Origin of the sequence: Streptomyces sp. NPDC006602, from assembly GCF_042870385.1 — a bacterium.
Classification (GTDB): Bacteria; Actinomycetota; Actinomycetes; order Streptomycetales; family Streptomycetaceae; genus Streptomyces.
Genome location: NZ_JBIAHG010000072.1, coordinates 1 through 13,242, shown reverse-complemented (window position 1 = coordinate 13,242; position 13,242 = coordinate 1). Strand labels below are relative to the sequence as shown.

Here is a 13,242-nt window from a genome sequence, read left to right as displayed (position 1 = left end):
AACGGAGTTCTCCGGGCGGGCAGTCGGCGATGAAACAGGAAGTCTCACGGCGCGAGCCGTAAGAATCTCCTCCCTTCAGGGAGGAGAGCGTCAACTCCTCCTCGTCCATCAGCTTCCAGTCGATCCTGTCTCCGCCCTGGGACAACTTCTTGATCGACTGGGTGATCTGTGCACCGAGGTCGGTCTGCTTGCCACCGACCTTCGACCCCTCATCGGCGCTGACCAGGCCGACGGGCAGCTTGTGCAGGTGACCGGCAGGGTCGATGTTGGCGCCCACGTAGAACACCGTGAACAGCAGTGCCACGAAGCCCACGATGACGCCGTTGACGGTCCACAGACGCTTCGCGCGCAGGACGCGGAAGGGGTGGGCGTTACTCATTTCCAGCTCCGGTACGAGGAAGAGAGAAGTGCAGCAGGAGGAGCCGCCGGCGTCGTCGCGGGCGGATCCTCATACGGCTGAGGAGGTGTCCCCGGTGGATGTGGCCACCGGAAGCAGCGCCGGCCGCTTGGCCTGGCGGCCGTCGCCGGAGGAGCGGCCACGCAGGCGGCGGCCGAGCCAAGGGCCGAGGAAGGTGCCGGCCCAGAGCAGTTCGGCGCCCACGGTCCTCCAGCCGGAGATGCCTGTCCTCTCGGCCGGAAGGGGGAGGGTCCATGTGTCGTCGCTGTCCGGCAGGCCGAGCGCCTGGGCCACGGCAGCCGCGATGCGTGCGTGCCCCAGCGGGCCGGCGTGCAGCCGGTCAGCACTCCACAACCGCCGATCGGTCGCCGCCGCGTGCGCGGCCGTCTCCGCCACCACCACGCCGTGGCGGTCGGCGGCCTCCCGGATGCGCGCGTTGAGTGCGAGAACACGGTGACCGATCGGGCGGGCCAACGGCGTGATACGCCCGACATCGGGAAACATGAGGGTCGCGACGGTGGCGCCCTGCGCCGTGAGGGCGGCGAACATCGCCTCAACATGGTCGGCCACCTCGTCGAGGTCGCAACCCGGGCGCAACACGTCGTTGACCCCAGCCACCACGGTGGCGAGGTCGGGCCGCATCGCGAGAGCCGGAGCCAGTTGCTCGGCGCGCACCTGACCGGCCTTACGGCCGCGCACCGCGAGGTTGGCGTAGAGCAGGCCGGGGCTGTGGCGGGCGACCTGCTCGGCGAGGCGGTCCGCCCAGCCCCGAAGACCACGGACGTCGTCGCCGTCCCCGAGCCCCTCGGTGTGACTGTCACCCAGGGCGACATAGCGCAGATACCCACTGCTCGACACGGGGCCGACCGCCTCTCGTCAACGCTGCTGTTGGAAGTGGCACACGGCCATCGCTAAGCAACTAGACACCTAGTCGCATTGTTGAGTATGAGGGTAGCTGCGGGCTCACCTTCCTGCAAAGTGACGCCGCTCGGACAGGAGCTGAGGCCGTCGAGGGCGGTCCACCGCCGCAGTCCCCCGCCTTGGTCCCGCGCCGACCTCACCGCCCATTCCCTCTTCAGGCCTGAGCACCGACCGCGGTCTGCGCCGGCACCTGAGCGCCCGGGTCATCAACGGCATGCGCAACAAGGACGCGGTCGGCTTCACCACCGCCCGCCGTTTCGCGCCGAACCGCCCGTACCGGGTCACCTTCAACGGTGGCGTCCACGACCCGGGCGCCACGCCTAATGCCAGACCGCCATGGCCCCGGCTCACCTCCGGCTCTTAAGAGCCGGGGACGGAGTTCACCCGGCCGATCCCGCCCGGGAGGGCCCGCCGTCGGCGGCCGGGCGCTCGGAGCCGGCCCTGTCGAGGGGTCAGGCAAGGGAAATGACGACCGACTTGGTCCTCGTGTACGCCTCCAGCGCCTCCGGCCCGGATTCGCGTCCGTAGCCGGACTGCTTGACGCCGCCGAAGGGCACGGCGGGATCGAGCATGGCCCAGTCGTTGACCCAGACGATGCCGGCGTCCAGTCGCGCGGCGACCCGATGGGCGCGCGCCAGGTCGGAGGTCTGCAGACCGGCGGCGAGTCCGTACGGCGTGCTGTTCGCCAGCGCGATCGCCTCTTCCTCGGTGTCGAAGGGCTGAACCGTCAGCACCGGGCCGAAGATCTCCTCCTGGACGGTGCGGGCGTCGTTGTCCAGGCCGGCGATGACGGTGGGCCCGAAGTAGTAACCGCCGTTGAGTTCCATGCGCTCACCGCCGACGACGATGCGGCCGCCGTCCTCGACGGCCGCTTTCACGAAGCGCTCGACGTTCTCCACGTGCCGCTCGCCGGCCATCGGCCCGACGACGGTGGCCGGGTCGAAGGGGTCGCCGACGGGGACCGCCGGAACCGCGTCGGCGAGGATGCCCAGCGTGGTGTCGTACAGGGACCGGTGGACCAGCAGCCGGGGTCCGCCCATGCAGAACTGTCCGGTGTTGAAGACGAAGGCCTTGATGATCGCGCCGATCGCCTTCCCGACGTCGGCGTCCTCGGAGACGATGTGCGGCGCGTTGCCACCCAACTCCATGGTGACCGGCTTGAGTTGCGCTCCGGCCGTGCTCGCCGCCAGGCGGCCGACCCTCGTCGACCCGGTGAAGGCGATCTTGTCGACGCCCGGATGACGCACCAGTGCCTCACCCAGGACGGGGCCGCCGCCGGTGACGACGTTCACCACACCCGCGGGAACGCCGGCCTCGGCGAGGATCTCCGCCATCAGCAGCGCGCTGAGGGGAGTCTCGTCGGCCGGTTTGTGGACGATGGTGTTGCCGGCCGCCAGGGCGGGGGCGAACTTCGACGTGCTCAGGATCAACGGGAAGTTGAACGGGGTGATCGCTCCCACCACGCCGACGGGCTCCCTGCGGGTGTAGGCGTGGGCGGGCAGGGCGACCTGCCGCGTGGCTCCGTCGAGGCTCTGCGCCAGCGCCGAGTAGTATTCGTACGTCTCGGCCACGGTCTCCACGTCGACCGCTCGGCTGAGCGAGACGGGCTTGCCGACGTCGAGGCTCTCGACAGCGGCGATCTCGTCCGCCCGTTCGCGCACCAGATCGGCCACCCGGTGCAGCACGCGGGCGCGCTCGCGGGCCGGTGTCCGGGGCCAGGGCCCCGCGTCGAAGGCCTCGCGGGCGGCGGCCACCGCGGCGGCGACATCCGCCCCGTCGGCCTCCGCGACCGTGGTGACGACTCTGCCGGTGGACGGGTCGACGACGTCGCGTCGCTCCTTGGACTCCGCGTCCCGCCACTCTCCGCCGATGAACAGCCTGCCCGGTTCGATGTACGGTCGCTGCACGCTCATGGCCCGCTCGCCCTCCCGGTGCGGCGCGCGGCCGCCACCGTGCTCACGCCGGTCGCGCCACTGCGGCCGGCAGGTTTTCGGATGATGGCCCAGCGGTGCCCGCCTGGACAGGGAACCGGGAGGCGCGCGCCGGAAGTAAGGACGAATGACGTATCCCGGGCGCGACGTTCAGCCTTGTCAGGTCGGCCTGCTGTCGAGTGGCGCGCCTTCGCCGTCCGTGCTCCCACCGGCGTACGCCTTGCCGGTGGGGCCGACGCGGCGAGCCGAAAGCAGTACGTCGATGCCGCCGCCGGAGCCGAGGTCCAGGACGCGTTCGCCTTCGTGGAGGTCGGCCACCGCGGTGGGGTTGCCGCAGCCGAGGGAGGCGGCGAGGGCCTCAGCGGGCAGGGTGTCGCGCTCGTCTTCGGCGTACAGGGTGGAGCGGAAGTTGTCGTCGATCTCGATGGCCTCGGGTCCGCAACAGGCGGTGCCGCCCGCGCCAGTCGACCATTTCCATAAACTATGAATATAAAAAGGCTATGCTTCGACCATGAGTCGTCAAGACACCGCTCCTGGCGCGTCCGCCGCCATCGGGGCAGCCCTCTACGGCCTGGCCACCAGGGCCGCGAGACGCCTGCCCCGGGACATGAGCCTCACGTCCGCCGCCACCCTGGCCACCCTGGACCGGACCGGCCCGCGTCGCATCACCGATCTGGCCGCGGTCGAGGGCGTCACCCAGCCTGCGATGACCGCCCTGGTCCGGGTGATGGAGGAGTCCGGCCTGGTCGAGCGGCGGGGCGACGCGTCCGACAAGCGGGTCACGCTGGTGTGCCTGACCGAGGCCGGCGCCTCCTATGTCCGGACGCGGCGCCAGGCGGGCGTCCACGCGTTCGAGCGGTTGATCGGCAAGCTCACCGGCGACGAGGTCGAGGCGCTGGTGGCGGCCCTTCCGGCGCTGAAGCATCTGGCAGAGCTCGAAAGCCAGGACCGCGAAGGGCCGAAGCGGTGACCGGGCAGCCGGTCGGCGGGGTCGCGGTGAAGGCGTTCCCGGTGGCGCGTTCCGAGGCGCGGCTGCTGGTCCCCGCCCTGATGTTCATCGCTCTGGTCGTGGCGGCGGTCGCCAGCCTCGGGACGCCGCTCATCACCAGCGTGGCGACCTCGTTCCACGTCTCGCTCGGCAGCGCGCAGTGGACGCTGACCGTCGCGCTGCTCAGTGGCGCCGTCGCCACGCCGGTCCTGGGCCGGCTCGGAGCCGGCCCGCACCGGCGGGCCACGATCCTCGCCACGCTGGCGGTCGTCGTCGCCGGCAGCGCGCTCACCGTGCTGCCGCTGCCGTTCGCGTGGCTGCTGGCCGGCAGGGCGGCCCAGGGCGTCGGGCTCGGGCTGACGGCGCTGATGATGGGCGTGGCCCGGGACCACCTCCCCGAGGAGCGCAGCGCGGCCGTGATCGCCCTGATCTCGGTGGTCTCGATCATCGGGGCCGGCGTCGGCTACCCGCTGGCCGCACTGCTCGCCGAGCTCGGCGGGGTACGGGCCGCCTACGGCCTCGGCCTGGTCGTCACCGCCGCCGCCCTCCTGACCGCGTGGCGCTCCATGCCCGAAGCCCCCGAAGGCCGCTCCGCCCACGTGGACGTGGCAGGCGCGGTCATCCTGGCCGCTGCGCTGCTCCTGGTGCTGTTCCTCGCCGGCGAACGGAATCTGTGGAGCCGGCACCTCGCCGTGGCGGCGGGCCTCGCCGTCGTCGCGGTGGTGCTGCTCTGCATCTGGGCCGTCATCGAGCTGCGCAGCACGACGCCCCTGGTCGATGTGCGGGCGGTGCGGCACCCGGCGGTCGCCGGGGCGAACCTCGTCATGTTCGTCGGCGGGATCGGCATGTATCTCCTGCTCACGCTCATCACCCGGTACGCGCAGACGCCGCACGGCGCCGGCTACGGCTTCGGGCTGACGACCTTCGTCGCCGGGCTGGTCCTCATTCCGTTCTCGGTGCTGGGGTTCGTCGCCGGCAAGCTCACGCCGCGGGTCCGGACGCGGATCGCCGACCCCCTGCTCCTGGCCGGCAGCGCCGTCGTGGTCGGCGGCGGGTTCGCCCTGTTCGCGGCGGCCCGGTCGGACCTGGTCGAACTGTTCGCGGCGATGGGCGTGCTCGGCTTCGGCGTCGGCGGCTTCTCGGCCGCGATGCCCGGCGTCATCCTGGCCGTCACCCCCAAGAGCGAGACGTCGAGCGCCATGAGCTTCAACTACGTCGTGCGCAGCGTCGGGTACTCCCTGGGCAGCGCCATCGGCGGCCTGATCCTCGCCGCGGGTACCGGCCCCGGCCACCTCTTCCCCGACGACAGCGCCTATACCACCGCGGCGCTGGTCGGCATCGGCGCCATGGCGATCACGACGCTGACAAGCCTCGCTCTCGCCCGCCGACGCTCGTCCGAGACCAACTCGTAAGTCAGATGCACTCATCCCAACACTGGAGGTTCCATGCCCAAGGGCTACTGGGTCAGTGTCTACCGCACCATTTCAGACCCTGAGAAGCTGGCTGCTTACAACAAGCTGGCCGCTCCGGCCGTCAAGGCCGGGGGCGGTCGGACCTTCGCCCGTGGCGGTCGGGTCGTGGCGCATGACGCCGGAATCGCCGAGCGCACCGTCCTGATCGAGTTCGACAGCTTCGAGCAGGCCGTCGCGGCGCACGAGAGTGCGGCCTACCAGGAGGCGCTGGTCGCCCTCTCCGACGGCGTCGAGCGCGACTTCCGCATCGTCGAAGGCATCGACTGACCGAGGTCCAGTCGGATCTTCACTGAAGATCCACCATCTTGGTTTTCGCTGGTGCGGCTGCTGGTGTGGCGGGGTTCGTGGGTGCTCGCGCTGGTCGTGGGCGGCTGTCTGTCAGCGGTCGAGTTCGAGGTTCGTCAGGACGAGCAGGGCGCGGAGCAGGTTGGTGGCGCGGGCGGGGCTCCTGCGGAGTTTGGTGAGGATGCGCCAGGTCTTCAGGTGCGCGAAGCCGTGCTCGACGGGGGCGCGGCCGGCGGCTTTCAGGTGCTCGACGATGTGGTCGTGGCGGGCGGCGGTGATGTCGTGGGTGCGCCCGGGCCTCGCGGCGGAGATCCAGATCAGGCGTCCGCGTTCGTCGGTGAGCGCGAGGAAGTGCAGGCCGTGGCGCTTGTGCTTCCCCGAATAGTTCTTGCGGTTGTCCTTGCCGGTGCGGCGGCGGGTGGGGATGAGGGTGCCGTCGATCAGCAAGGCCTCCCCGCCGCGTCTGGCGACCTTGGCCAGGGCGCGGTCCAGGTGCGGTGCCCCGGCTGTCGGCGTACGAGGTTCTCTCCCCAGCTGTGTACGGGCGAACGTCCCCAGCTGTTAGGCCACTTGGTTCTCGCGCTCGATGGCCTGGAGACGGTTCTTGAGCCGGTAGCTCGGGTGATCTCCGACAGGCTCATTGCCCCGGACTCCAACAGCCCCCGAAATCGCCGTAGTTCCGACCAGCGACGCGGATCCAAGACCATCGCCGACCACCCCCTGCCGCAGCACACCAACTACGCAACAGAGTGCCGACCAGCCCTCCTCAACGCATCAGGAAGTGGCCGCGTTCGCCCGTACGTGGGTGGGGACGTTCAGGTGTACGCCGACAGGTGGCAAACACCGGGACGTAGACACCGATGTTGTCACCGCCGTTGGCGAAGGTGACTGCGGCGACCTCCAACGAGCTGCGGCCGCCCTCCTTCGCCTCTACCTCGTCCGCGTCTTCACCGTCGCGGTGGTTCTTCCACGCTTCCCACGCCGCCTTGAGACCTAGATGATCAATTCAAGGGGGTGCCTGCGGAGGGTGTGGCGGTGGGCGGTCAGGCGTCGGGGTCGACTTCGGGGTGCGTGAACCGCACGGGCTTGCCCAGCGACCGGGCGTAGGCGATTTCGGCTCGGGTGCTGTCTCCGATGTAGTCGCCGACTACAAGCACCTCGTCAGCGAGCCGGATCTTCGCTCGGTGCAGATCGTCGAGTCGAACCTTCAGCGTCTCGGCCTCGACAGGATCGGACCAAAATTCGTGCGGCGACTTCATGTCGCAACCCGGCTTGACGACAATCTTTCCGGCTTTGGTCTCCCGCAGATCCGCCTCGGTCATCTCGGTCATGAAACGGGTGGAGCCGCAGATCACGACGATACGCGGGAGGCTCAGCTGCTTCTTCGCGTCGGCGAGTTTCTCCTCGGGGGTGAGCGATTGCAGGTATGACACTGGTTCCTCCTGGTGGGGTGGTCCAAGGGGTGCCTGCGGAGACGAGAATGAGGGTGTCCAAGATCGTCTTATGGCGAAGAACGTGGACACCCTCGCCATGATGCGGACCGCCCGGCGACAGTACCCGGCGCACGGCCCCGCAGTGCCACCCGGGCTCCACGGCAGCCTCGTCAACGAGATGGCCGCCCAACAGCCCCTTCAGGCGACAGCACCACACCTGTCGCAGTGGCGAGGAATAGTAAAGACCTGTGGATCAAGTCAGTCGCTGGCGTAGTCGGCGACTGGCGTCAGCGCGGACGCGTCGGGTTCTTCCGGCCTCGGCGAGCAGGGTGAGGACGGCGGGTGAGGACAGGGCCTCGACGGCCTTGCGCTGGAACCAGTCGGATCCGGTGGTGACTTCCTCCGAGCTCCACGGCTCACCCACAGTGATTGACCGCAGCAGGGTCCATTCGCGCAGACGGCGGGTGAGAAGCTCCCGCTCCGCGCTGATCTCGGCCATCGCGCGGGCCCAGGCGGTGAACCCCTCGTCGGCCAGCAGTAGGGCCGCGCGGCGGTCGAGGTGGCGGACGATGGCCGACTGCGCCATCGTCGTGTCCGAGTCGCACAGGATTCTGGTCACCAGGTCGGCTTCGTCTTCGTCACGGACGGCGGCCAACTCGCGCAGATAGCGGGCGAATCGCTGGTGCTCGTCCTCGGTGAAACGGTCATCGGCGCCGTTGAGGCCATTCACGCGACGGCCTCCTCCGGGCGCTCGACCAGACGGCCGCGTTCGAAACGGGCGCCGGCCCGCACCAGCGCCACGAGATGGGGTGCGTTGACCGCGCGCCAGCGGGCCTGAGCGGATTCGATCAGCTTGAAGACCATGGCGAGGGCAGCTCCCCGGCTGCCGGCCCCCTTGGTGACCTTCGTCCGCAACCGGACCGTGGCGAAGGTCGACTCGATCGGATTTGTGGTGCGCAGATGGATCCAGTGCTCGGCGGGGAAGTCGAAGAACGCCAGCAGCTCGTCCTTGTCGTCCGTGACCCGCTTGACGACCTTGGGGTATTTCGCCTGGTAGGCGCGCTCGAAGGCGCGGACGGCCCTGGCTGCGTGTTCCTTGTCCTCGGCCTTGTAGATCTCCTGGATCGCGCGCTTGGCGGCGGGCTGGGCCGACTTCGGCAGCGCGTCCAAAACGTTGGCCATTTTGTGAACCCAGCACCTTTGATGGCGAGTGTAGGGGAACACCTCGTTCAGTGCGTTCCAGAAGCCGAGTGCGCCGTCTCCGACGGCCAGGACCGGGGCCCGCATGCCCCGGCGAGCGCAGTCCCGCAGCAGCCCGGCCCATGCCTCGGACGACTCGCGGTATCCGTCGGCCATCGCGATCAGTTCCTTCGTGCCGTCGGCCCGCACCCCCATCAGCACCAGGACCGCGGCCTTCGCCTCCTCCAGGCGGATGCGCAGGTGGACGCCGTCTGCCCAGACGTACACGTAGTCGGTGGCGGACAAGTCGCGGTCCATGAACGCCCTGTGGTCGGCCTGCCATTGGGCAGTCAGCCGCGTCACGGTGGCGGGCGAGAGGCCGGCCGAGGAACCAAGGAACTGCTCCAGTGCGGGCACGAAGTCGCCGGAGGACAGGCCGTGCAGGTAGAGCAGGGGCAGCACCTCGCTGATCTTCGGGGACTTCCGCGCCCACGGCGGCAGGATCGCCGAGGAGAACCGCTTGCGTTCGCCCGTCGCCTCATCGATGCGCTTGTCGTTCACGCGCGGGGCCGTGACCTCGACGACTCCGGCGGAGGTGGTGACCTTCCGCGGCTGATGATGGCCGTTGCGCACGACCAGACGGTGACCGCTCTCGTCCCGCTCACCGGCCAACTCGGCTATGTAAGCGTTGACTTCCGCCTCCAGAGCGGCGGCCAACATCCGCCTCGCGCCCTCGCGGACGATCTCGTCGATCAGGGAGCCGTTTGGCGTGGAACCGTCAGCATTGACTACCGTGAGCACGGGCGTGCCTTCCCGACCGGCGCTGCGAACGCCGGCCTACTCAGTGACCTTCAATCGATCACTCGGGAAGGTACGCCCCTCGCGTGCCACCCGAGCCCCGATCCACAGGTCTTGAGCATTGCTCCGCAGTGGCTAGACTCCCGATCAATGGCGCTGAGCTGCACCAATGTGAACCACTCGCTAACGCCACAGCCCAGAACCCCAGAGAAGCGGTGGCCCCGGCTACTGGCTCGGGGAAAGCCAGCGTCGTGTCCGTGCCGCGCCTCGAGCGCAGTAGCACCCGGCCGCTGTCCACGGAGAGACTTGCGCGGAATCCGTCCCATCTGGGCTCGGCCGCCCACCCCTGCGGTAGCTCGGGGCTGTTCACGGCCGCAGCGAGCATCGGCTCGGGCAGTGTCCAGGTCATGGGGCGTGGCGTTCGGGCGGACGTCAGGCGGCGCTCTTCTTGCGGCGGCGCCCGGCGTGGGTGAGTGCGTCGACGAGCTGCTCGCGGCTCATCTTGGAGCGTCCTTCGATGCCCTGATCGGTGGCCCGCTGGTACAGCTCCGCCTTGCTCAGCTGCCGCAGGTCGCTCTTGCCTGCGCTGCGCTGGCGGGTATTCGAGGCGGTTCGCGTCGTCTTCGGCGGCGCTTTGTGGGCGGCGGGTCTCTTCGCCGCCTTCGCGGCTGGCTTTCGTGCGGTCTTGCGGGCGGGGGTCTTCTTGGTCTGCCGCGGCTCGGCGGCCGTCTTCTGACCGCGGGCCTGGTCGAGGCTACCCTGCAGGACGGACATCAGGTCGATGACGTTGGTGGCCTGCGGGGCCTCCTCCGCCACTGCGATCTCCTGGCCCTCGGCCTTCGCCTTGACCAGCTCACGGACCTTCTCCTTGTAGGTGTCGTGATACCGGCCGGGGTCCCAGGGTGCGCTCAGGGCGTCGACGAGTTGGATGGCCAGCGTCAGTTCCTTGCCGGAGGGTGCCTGCGTGTCCAGCTCGATGACTTCGCCATGAGCGCCTTCCACGGCGCCGGCCTGGATGGCCGCGATGAGGGTGCGTGCCTCAGCCGGGCTCGCGCCCGCGGCGGCGAGCGCCGTGTACGGAGAGACGGCCGCGAACGCCGTCCAGGCAGGCGACGTCCTCCTCATCGATGACGGCAGCAACCTGACCGCCGAGGACATCGCGGAAACCGCGCCACACATGGAGGGCCTGGCCCTCGTGGTCGTGGACCGCTTGCAGGCCACCCACACGTCTCCTCCGTCACCGGCGGCATCACGGGCGGCCTGCTCTCAGCCGTTGCCGATGCACCCTGGTGGGGCAGCTGCGCCGTCTTCGTCATCGTTTTTGGGATCTGCCATGCGACGCAGCTCGTCGACGCGTGGAACAAGCTCCTTCGCGGGCCCCAGGAACGGCGAGCTCTTCGGGCCGCATGCCGATGTCCTTGCGTACTTCAGTCAGAACCCATCTTTGAACCTCTGCTGATCTCGTATACAAGCTCCGGTGGTGCTCGGTGCACACAGAACCCGCTCTTCGCAGTGACGCGGCAATTCTGCCGCTACCGGGCGGGCCGGGGTTCCCCATTCACGGCGGGGCCGTGCTCCGGCCTGGCAGGGGGTTGGCACGGTGCCCAGTACGGAGAAGATCGGCAACGTCAGCGTCCAGCGGTACGAGCAGATCGTAGAGAAGCTGCGCGATGCCGTCGAAAAGTTGTCGAACCAACACCCCAATACCCCAGCCCTCCGCACCCCGTGATGACCCGCTCCTTCGCTGCGAGCCACGGATCTGACGGACCCGTAGGACGGCTTCTCGTGGTCCCAGCGGTAGCGGCAGTCGAGCTCAACAAAGTCGCGGCTGTGAACCAGAGGCGGTCTCGACCGCCGCCTTGTCCGTATTCCGGTGTGCGCGGCGGCCGTTCCTTGTGGGGCAAACGACCGGCACACTCAGCGACCGGGCCGGGCAACTGTGCCCGTCGTGCGGGGCTGACACCGGCCATGGCGGTCGCGCATGACCTCACCCGCAGGGCGACCCTCGCCTGATGCGGCGTCAACTTGAGGCGGTGCACGACTGACAAAGTCCCCTGCACGGACGACAAAGTCCGAAGCCCACGACGACCCTAAGGTGGCTGCGGGGCAACGACGCCGAGGCCCACACTTGCGTGCCGTCCAAGGCCGCGTTCAAGGCCTGGGCCAACCGTCTCACGGTCTGACGGACCGGCCGTTCCACGAACCCACCCCGGGCCCGTTCCCTCCCTGCAGGGGGAACGGGCCCGGGGTGGACCCACGCGGCCCCGAAGGCCGTGCAACTCACCGCACACCCCAGTCGGTTCACTGACAATGGATGAACATGAGCACTCGTAGAAGCCGCCGTCTCGCCAGCCTCACCATCACAGGCGCCCTGCTCACCGGCACACTCGCCGTGGCGTTCGCGGCGGCCCCCGCGGCATCGGCGCACGGCACCTACCGGCACTGCGAATACACCGTCAGCATGTTCGTCGACAACAACCGGGACCTGAGGGCGCCGCTCCCCTGGGGTTTCAACGAGTCCACCCAGACCTTCACCTCCACCTGCTACCTGGCCAACGGTGATGTCGGCAGCAGCACCAAGTCCGCCGTCACGGCTCTGCAGCGAGCGCTGAACAAGTGCTACTCCGCCGGTCTCACGCTCGACGGGGCTTTCGGCGACCTGACGGAAGCCGCCCTCAGGAGGGCGCAGAGCGCCTCGGGTGCGACGGTCGACGGCGAGTACGGTCCCAACACTCGCGACCACATCAGCTGGCCGGTCTACCGGGAGAGCACGGGGCAGTTCGTGAAGTGCTCCAAGACGTCGAGCATGTCCCCGGTGTACATCCCTTGACCCGCCCTTCGGCTGGTCCGGCCAGCCGAAGAAGCGACGCGCCCCGGTAGGGCTGTTTCAAAGTCCTGATGACGGTGCGGAGTCGCAGGTCACGGTGGTGCGACGTCTGCAGACTGTCCCGTCCCGAACGCAGCGAAGCTCCGGTGGAGCGGGTGACCTCTCAAGTCGCCTGCACCGTCCGGGGCTTCGATGTGTCGCCACTCTGCCACCGTCTGCATGATCAAAACGCCCTCGCGTCAGCATCGCGCCCTTGCCCGGCTGCCGCAGCGGCTGGCCCCACTCGCGCGACCCCATCGTCGCGAACGACCGGGCCGTGCGAAAGTGTCGGCGACGCGTGAATCGTGACTCAGTCAAGATTTCCGTGAAGCCGATCGGTGAGCCGTCTAGGTCGTGACTCTGTGTTGTCGGCGGTCGGCGGCGACGAGTAGGACACGTTTGCGGAGCAGGGGAAGTCCGGCTTGGCCTGCCATTTGCCGCTTGAGCAGCTTGATGTCCGTGACTCTGCCCTCGACGCAGCCCGAGCTCCATTCCGTGCTCAGCCCGAGGACGACGGCGTCGAGGTCGGCCAGCAGGCCGTCGGCGAAGCCGCGCAGGCCGTGGTTCACGTCGGCGCGGGCGGCGGCGATCCACTGAGAACCCATCTTCAAACCGGTGAGAGGCCTGACCGAGATACGGGTCAAAGGGGCAACGGGATGGATAGCTGCCGTGGGGACGAGGTTTGTGACGGTTCTTGTGAGCCCTCGCCGTATTTCAGGGGGATGTCCGCGCTGCTCTGCCAACGGCAGAACAGCGGCCGGACCGGGCTCGACGATCACTACAGTCCAGTCTCATGACGACGATTACGACGCGTACGGTCGAGTACCCGGCCGACGGTCTGACGATGATCGGGCACCTCGCGCTCCCGGCCGGTGTCGGAGGAATTGTCAAATCCTGTGGACTGACCGGACAGTCAAATGACCGGTTGATCAAGCAAGCGGCTTGCGGTAACGGACGTACTCGTTCTGCCGC

General features: G+C 68.8%; 14 protein-coding genes and 3 pseudogenes. 6 read left to right on the top strand and 11 right to left on the bottom strand.

Annotated features, from left to right (window positions below; all coding sequences use genetic code 11):
* Both ACFYO2_RS48720 and ACFYO2_RS48715 read right to left on the bottom strand, forming a co-directional pair.
* Positions 1–379, bottom strand: a 379-nt coding sequence (locus ACFYO2_RS48720; protein ID WP_388363745.1) for a YhgE/Pip domain-containing protein, incomplete at its 3' end; no start/stop codon positions are given.
* A gap of 69 nt (positions 380–448) precedes the next feature.
* Positions 449–1,255 carry an SGNH/GDSL hydrolase family protein gene (locus ACFYO2_RS48715; protein ID WP_388363742.1) on the bottom strand — a complete coding sequence of 269 codons (807 nt, stop codon included), beginning with the start codon at positions 1,253–1,255 and terminating at the stop codon, positions 449–451.
* Between the two features lie 277 nt (positions 1,256–1,532).
* Here ACFYO2_RS48715 and ACFYO2_RS48710 point away from each other — a divergent pair, with 277 nt between their 5' ends.
* Positions 1,533–1,682 (top strand): hypothetical protein, encoded by a 150-nt coding sequence (locus ACFYO2_RS48710; RefSeq protein ID WP_388363739.1) that lies wholly within the window; start codon positions 1,533–1,535, stop codon positions 1,680–1,682.
* Between the two features lie 88 nt (positions 1,683–1,770).
* Here the strand turns inward: ACFYO2_RS48710 and ACFYO2_RS48705 are convergent, their stop codons facing one another.
* Positions 1,771–3,231 (bottom strand): aldehyde dehydrogenase family protein, encoded by a 1,461-nt coding sequence (locus ACFYO2_RS48705; RefSeq protein ID WP_388363736.1) that lies wholly within the window; start codon positions 3,229–3,231, stop codon positions 1,771–1,773.
* 213 nt (positions 3,232–3,444) lie between these two features.
* Positions 3,445–3,705 (bottom strand): annotated as a pseudogene (locus tag ACFYO2_RS48700) (arsenite S-adenosylmethyltransferase); the annotation flags it as partial.
* A 151-nt stretch (positions 3,706–3,856) separates the two neighbouring features.
* Between ACFYO2_RS48700 and ACFYO2_RS48695 the strand changes: the two are divergent.
* The 3 genes from ACFYO2_RS48695 to ACFYO2_RS48685 are packed head-to-tail and all read left to right on the top strand — an operon-like array spanning position 3,857 to position 5,976.
* Positions 3,857–4,219: a MarR family winged helix-turn-helix transcriptional regulator gene (locus ACFYO2_RS48695; RefSeq protein WP_388363747.1), complete on the top strand. Its 363-nt coding sequence runs from the start codon at positions 3,857–3,859 to the stop codon at positions 4,217–4,219.
* Complete coding sequence (locus ACFYO2_RS48690) at positions 4,216–5,649, top strand: MFS transporter (RefSeq protein WP_388363733.1); 1,434 nt, start codon at positions 4,216–4,218, stop codon at positions 5,647–5,649. Before ACFYO2_RS48695 ends, ACFYO2_RS48690 begins: the two co-directional genes overlap by 4 nt.
* Positions 5,650–5,682: 33 nt before the next feature.
* Complete coding sequence (locus tag ACFYO2_RS48685) at positions 5,683–5,976, top strand: DUF1330 domain-containing protein (protein ID WP_307179727.1); 294 nt, start codon at positions 5,683–5,685, stop codon at positions 5,974–5,976.
* A gap of 111 nt (positions 5,977–6,087) precedes the next feature.
* Here the strand turns inward: ACFYO2_RS48685 and ACFYO2_RS48680 are convergent, their stop codons facing one another.
* The 6 genes and pseudogenes from ACFYO2_RS48680 to ACFYO2_RS48655 form a co-directional block, all read right to left on the bottom strand.
* Positions 6,088–6,441, bottom strand: a complete 354-nt coding sequence (locus tag ACFYO2_RS48680) for a transposase family protein (protein WP_388363730.1) — start codon at positions 6,439–6,441, stop codon at positions 6,088–6,090.
* Positions 6,442–6,826: 385 nt separating this feature from the next.
* Positions 6,827–6,991, bottom strand: a pseudogene (locus tag ACFYO2_RS48675) (cadmium transporter); the annotation flags it as partial.
* Positions 6,992–7,037: 46 nt separating this feature from the next.
* Complete coding sequence (locus ACFYO2_RS48670; protein WP_388363727.1) at positions 7,038–7,427, bottom strand: hypothetical protein; 390 nt, start codon at positions 7,425–7,427, stop codon at positions 7,038–7,040.
* A gap of 253 nt (positions 7,428–7,680) precedes the next feature.
* The gene (locus tag ACFYO2_RS48665; protein WP_388363724.1) at positions 7,681–8,157 is read right to left on the bottom strand and encodes a hypothetical protein; all 477 of its coding nucleotides are present in this window, start codon (positions 8,155–8,157) and stop codon (positions 7,681–7,683) included.
* On the bottom strand, positions 8,154–9,407 hold the full coding sequence (locus ACFYO2_RS48660) for an IS256 family transposase (protein WP_388363721.1): 1,254 nt from the start codon (positions 9,405–9,407) through the stop codon (positions 8,154–8,156). Before ACFYO2_RS48660 ends, ACFYO2_RS48665 begins: the two co-directional genes overlap by 4 nt.
* A gap of 429 nt (positions 9,408–9,836) precedes the next feature.
* Positions 9,837–10,529, bottom strand: a complete 693-nt coding sequence (locus tag ACFYO2_RS48655) for a hypothetical protein (protein WP_388363718.1) — start codon at positions 10,527–10,529, stop codon at positions 9,837–9,839.
* Between the two features lie 1,195 nt (positions 10,530–11,724).
* Here ACFYO2_RS48655 and ACFYO2_RS48650 point away from each other — a divergent pair.
* Positions 11,725–12,234 (top strand): peptidoglycan-binding domain-containing protein, encoded by a 510-nt coding sequence (locus ACFYO2_RS48650; protein WP_388363716.1) that lies wholly within the window; start codon positions 11,725–11,727, stop codon positions 12,232–12,234.
* Positions 12,235–12,617: 383 nt separating this feature from the next.
* Here ACFYO2_RS48650 and ACFYO2_RS48645 read toward each other — a convergent pair whose 3' ends face one another.
* Positions 12,618–12,875 (bottom strand): hypothetical protein, encoded by a 258-nt coding sequence (locus ACFYO2_RS48645; protein WP_388363714.1) that lies wholly within the window; start codon positions 12,873–12,875, stop codon positions 12,618–12,620.
* Positions 12,876–13,063: 188 nt separating this feature from the next.
* On the opposite strand from ACFYO2_RS48645, the pseudogene ACFYO2_RS48640 reads away from it, so the two are divergent.
* Positions 13,064–13,147: pseudogene (locus ACFYO2_RS48640) on the top strand (dienelactone hydrolase family protein); the annotation flags it as partial.
* Between the last annotated feature and the right edge of the window lie 95 nt (positions 13,148–13,242).

Bases quoted from the DNA above. Each gene is read 5' to 3' on its own strand.
- ACFYO2_RS48710 (WP_388363739.1), top strand. From the start codon at position 1,533: ATGCGCAACAAGGACGCGGTCGGCTTCACCACCGCCCGCCGTTTCGCG.
- ACFYO2_RS48705 (WP_388363736.1), bottom strand. From the start codon at position 3,231: ATGAGCGTGCAGCGACCGTACATCGAACCGGGCAGGCTGTTCATCGGC.
- ACFYO2_RS48695 (WP_388363747.1), top strand. From the start codon at position 3,857: ATGAGCCTCACGTCCGCCGCCACCCTGGCCACCCTGGACCGGACCGGC.
- ACFYO2_RS48685 (WP_307179727.1), top strand. From the start codon at position 5,683: ATGCCCAAGGGCTACTGGGTCAGTGTCTACCGCACCATTTCAGACCCT.
- ACFYO2_RS48655 (WP_388363718.1), bottom strand. From the start codon at position 10,529: ATGAGGAGGACGTCGCCTGCCTGGACGGCGTTCGCGGCCGTCTCTCCG.
- ACFYO2_RS48650 (WP_388363716.1), top strand. From the start codon at position 11,725: ATGAGCACTCGTAGAAGCCGCCGTCTCGCCAGCCTCACCATCACAGGC.
- ACFYO2_RS48645 (WP_388363714.1), bottom strand. From the start codon at position 12,875: ATGGGTTCTCAGTGGATCGCCGCCGCCCGCGCCGACGTGAACCACGGC.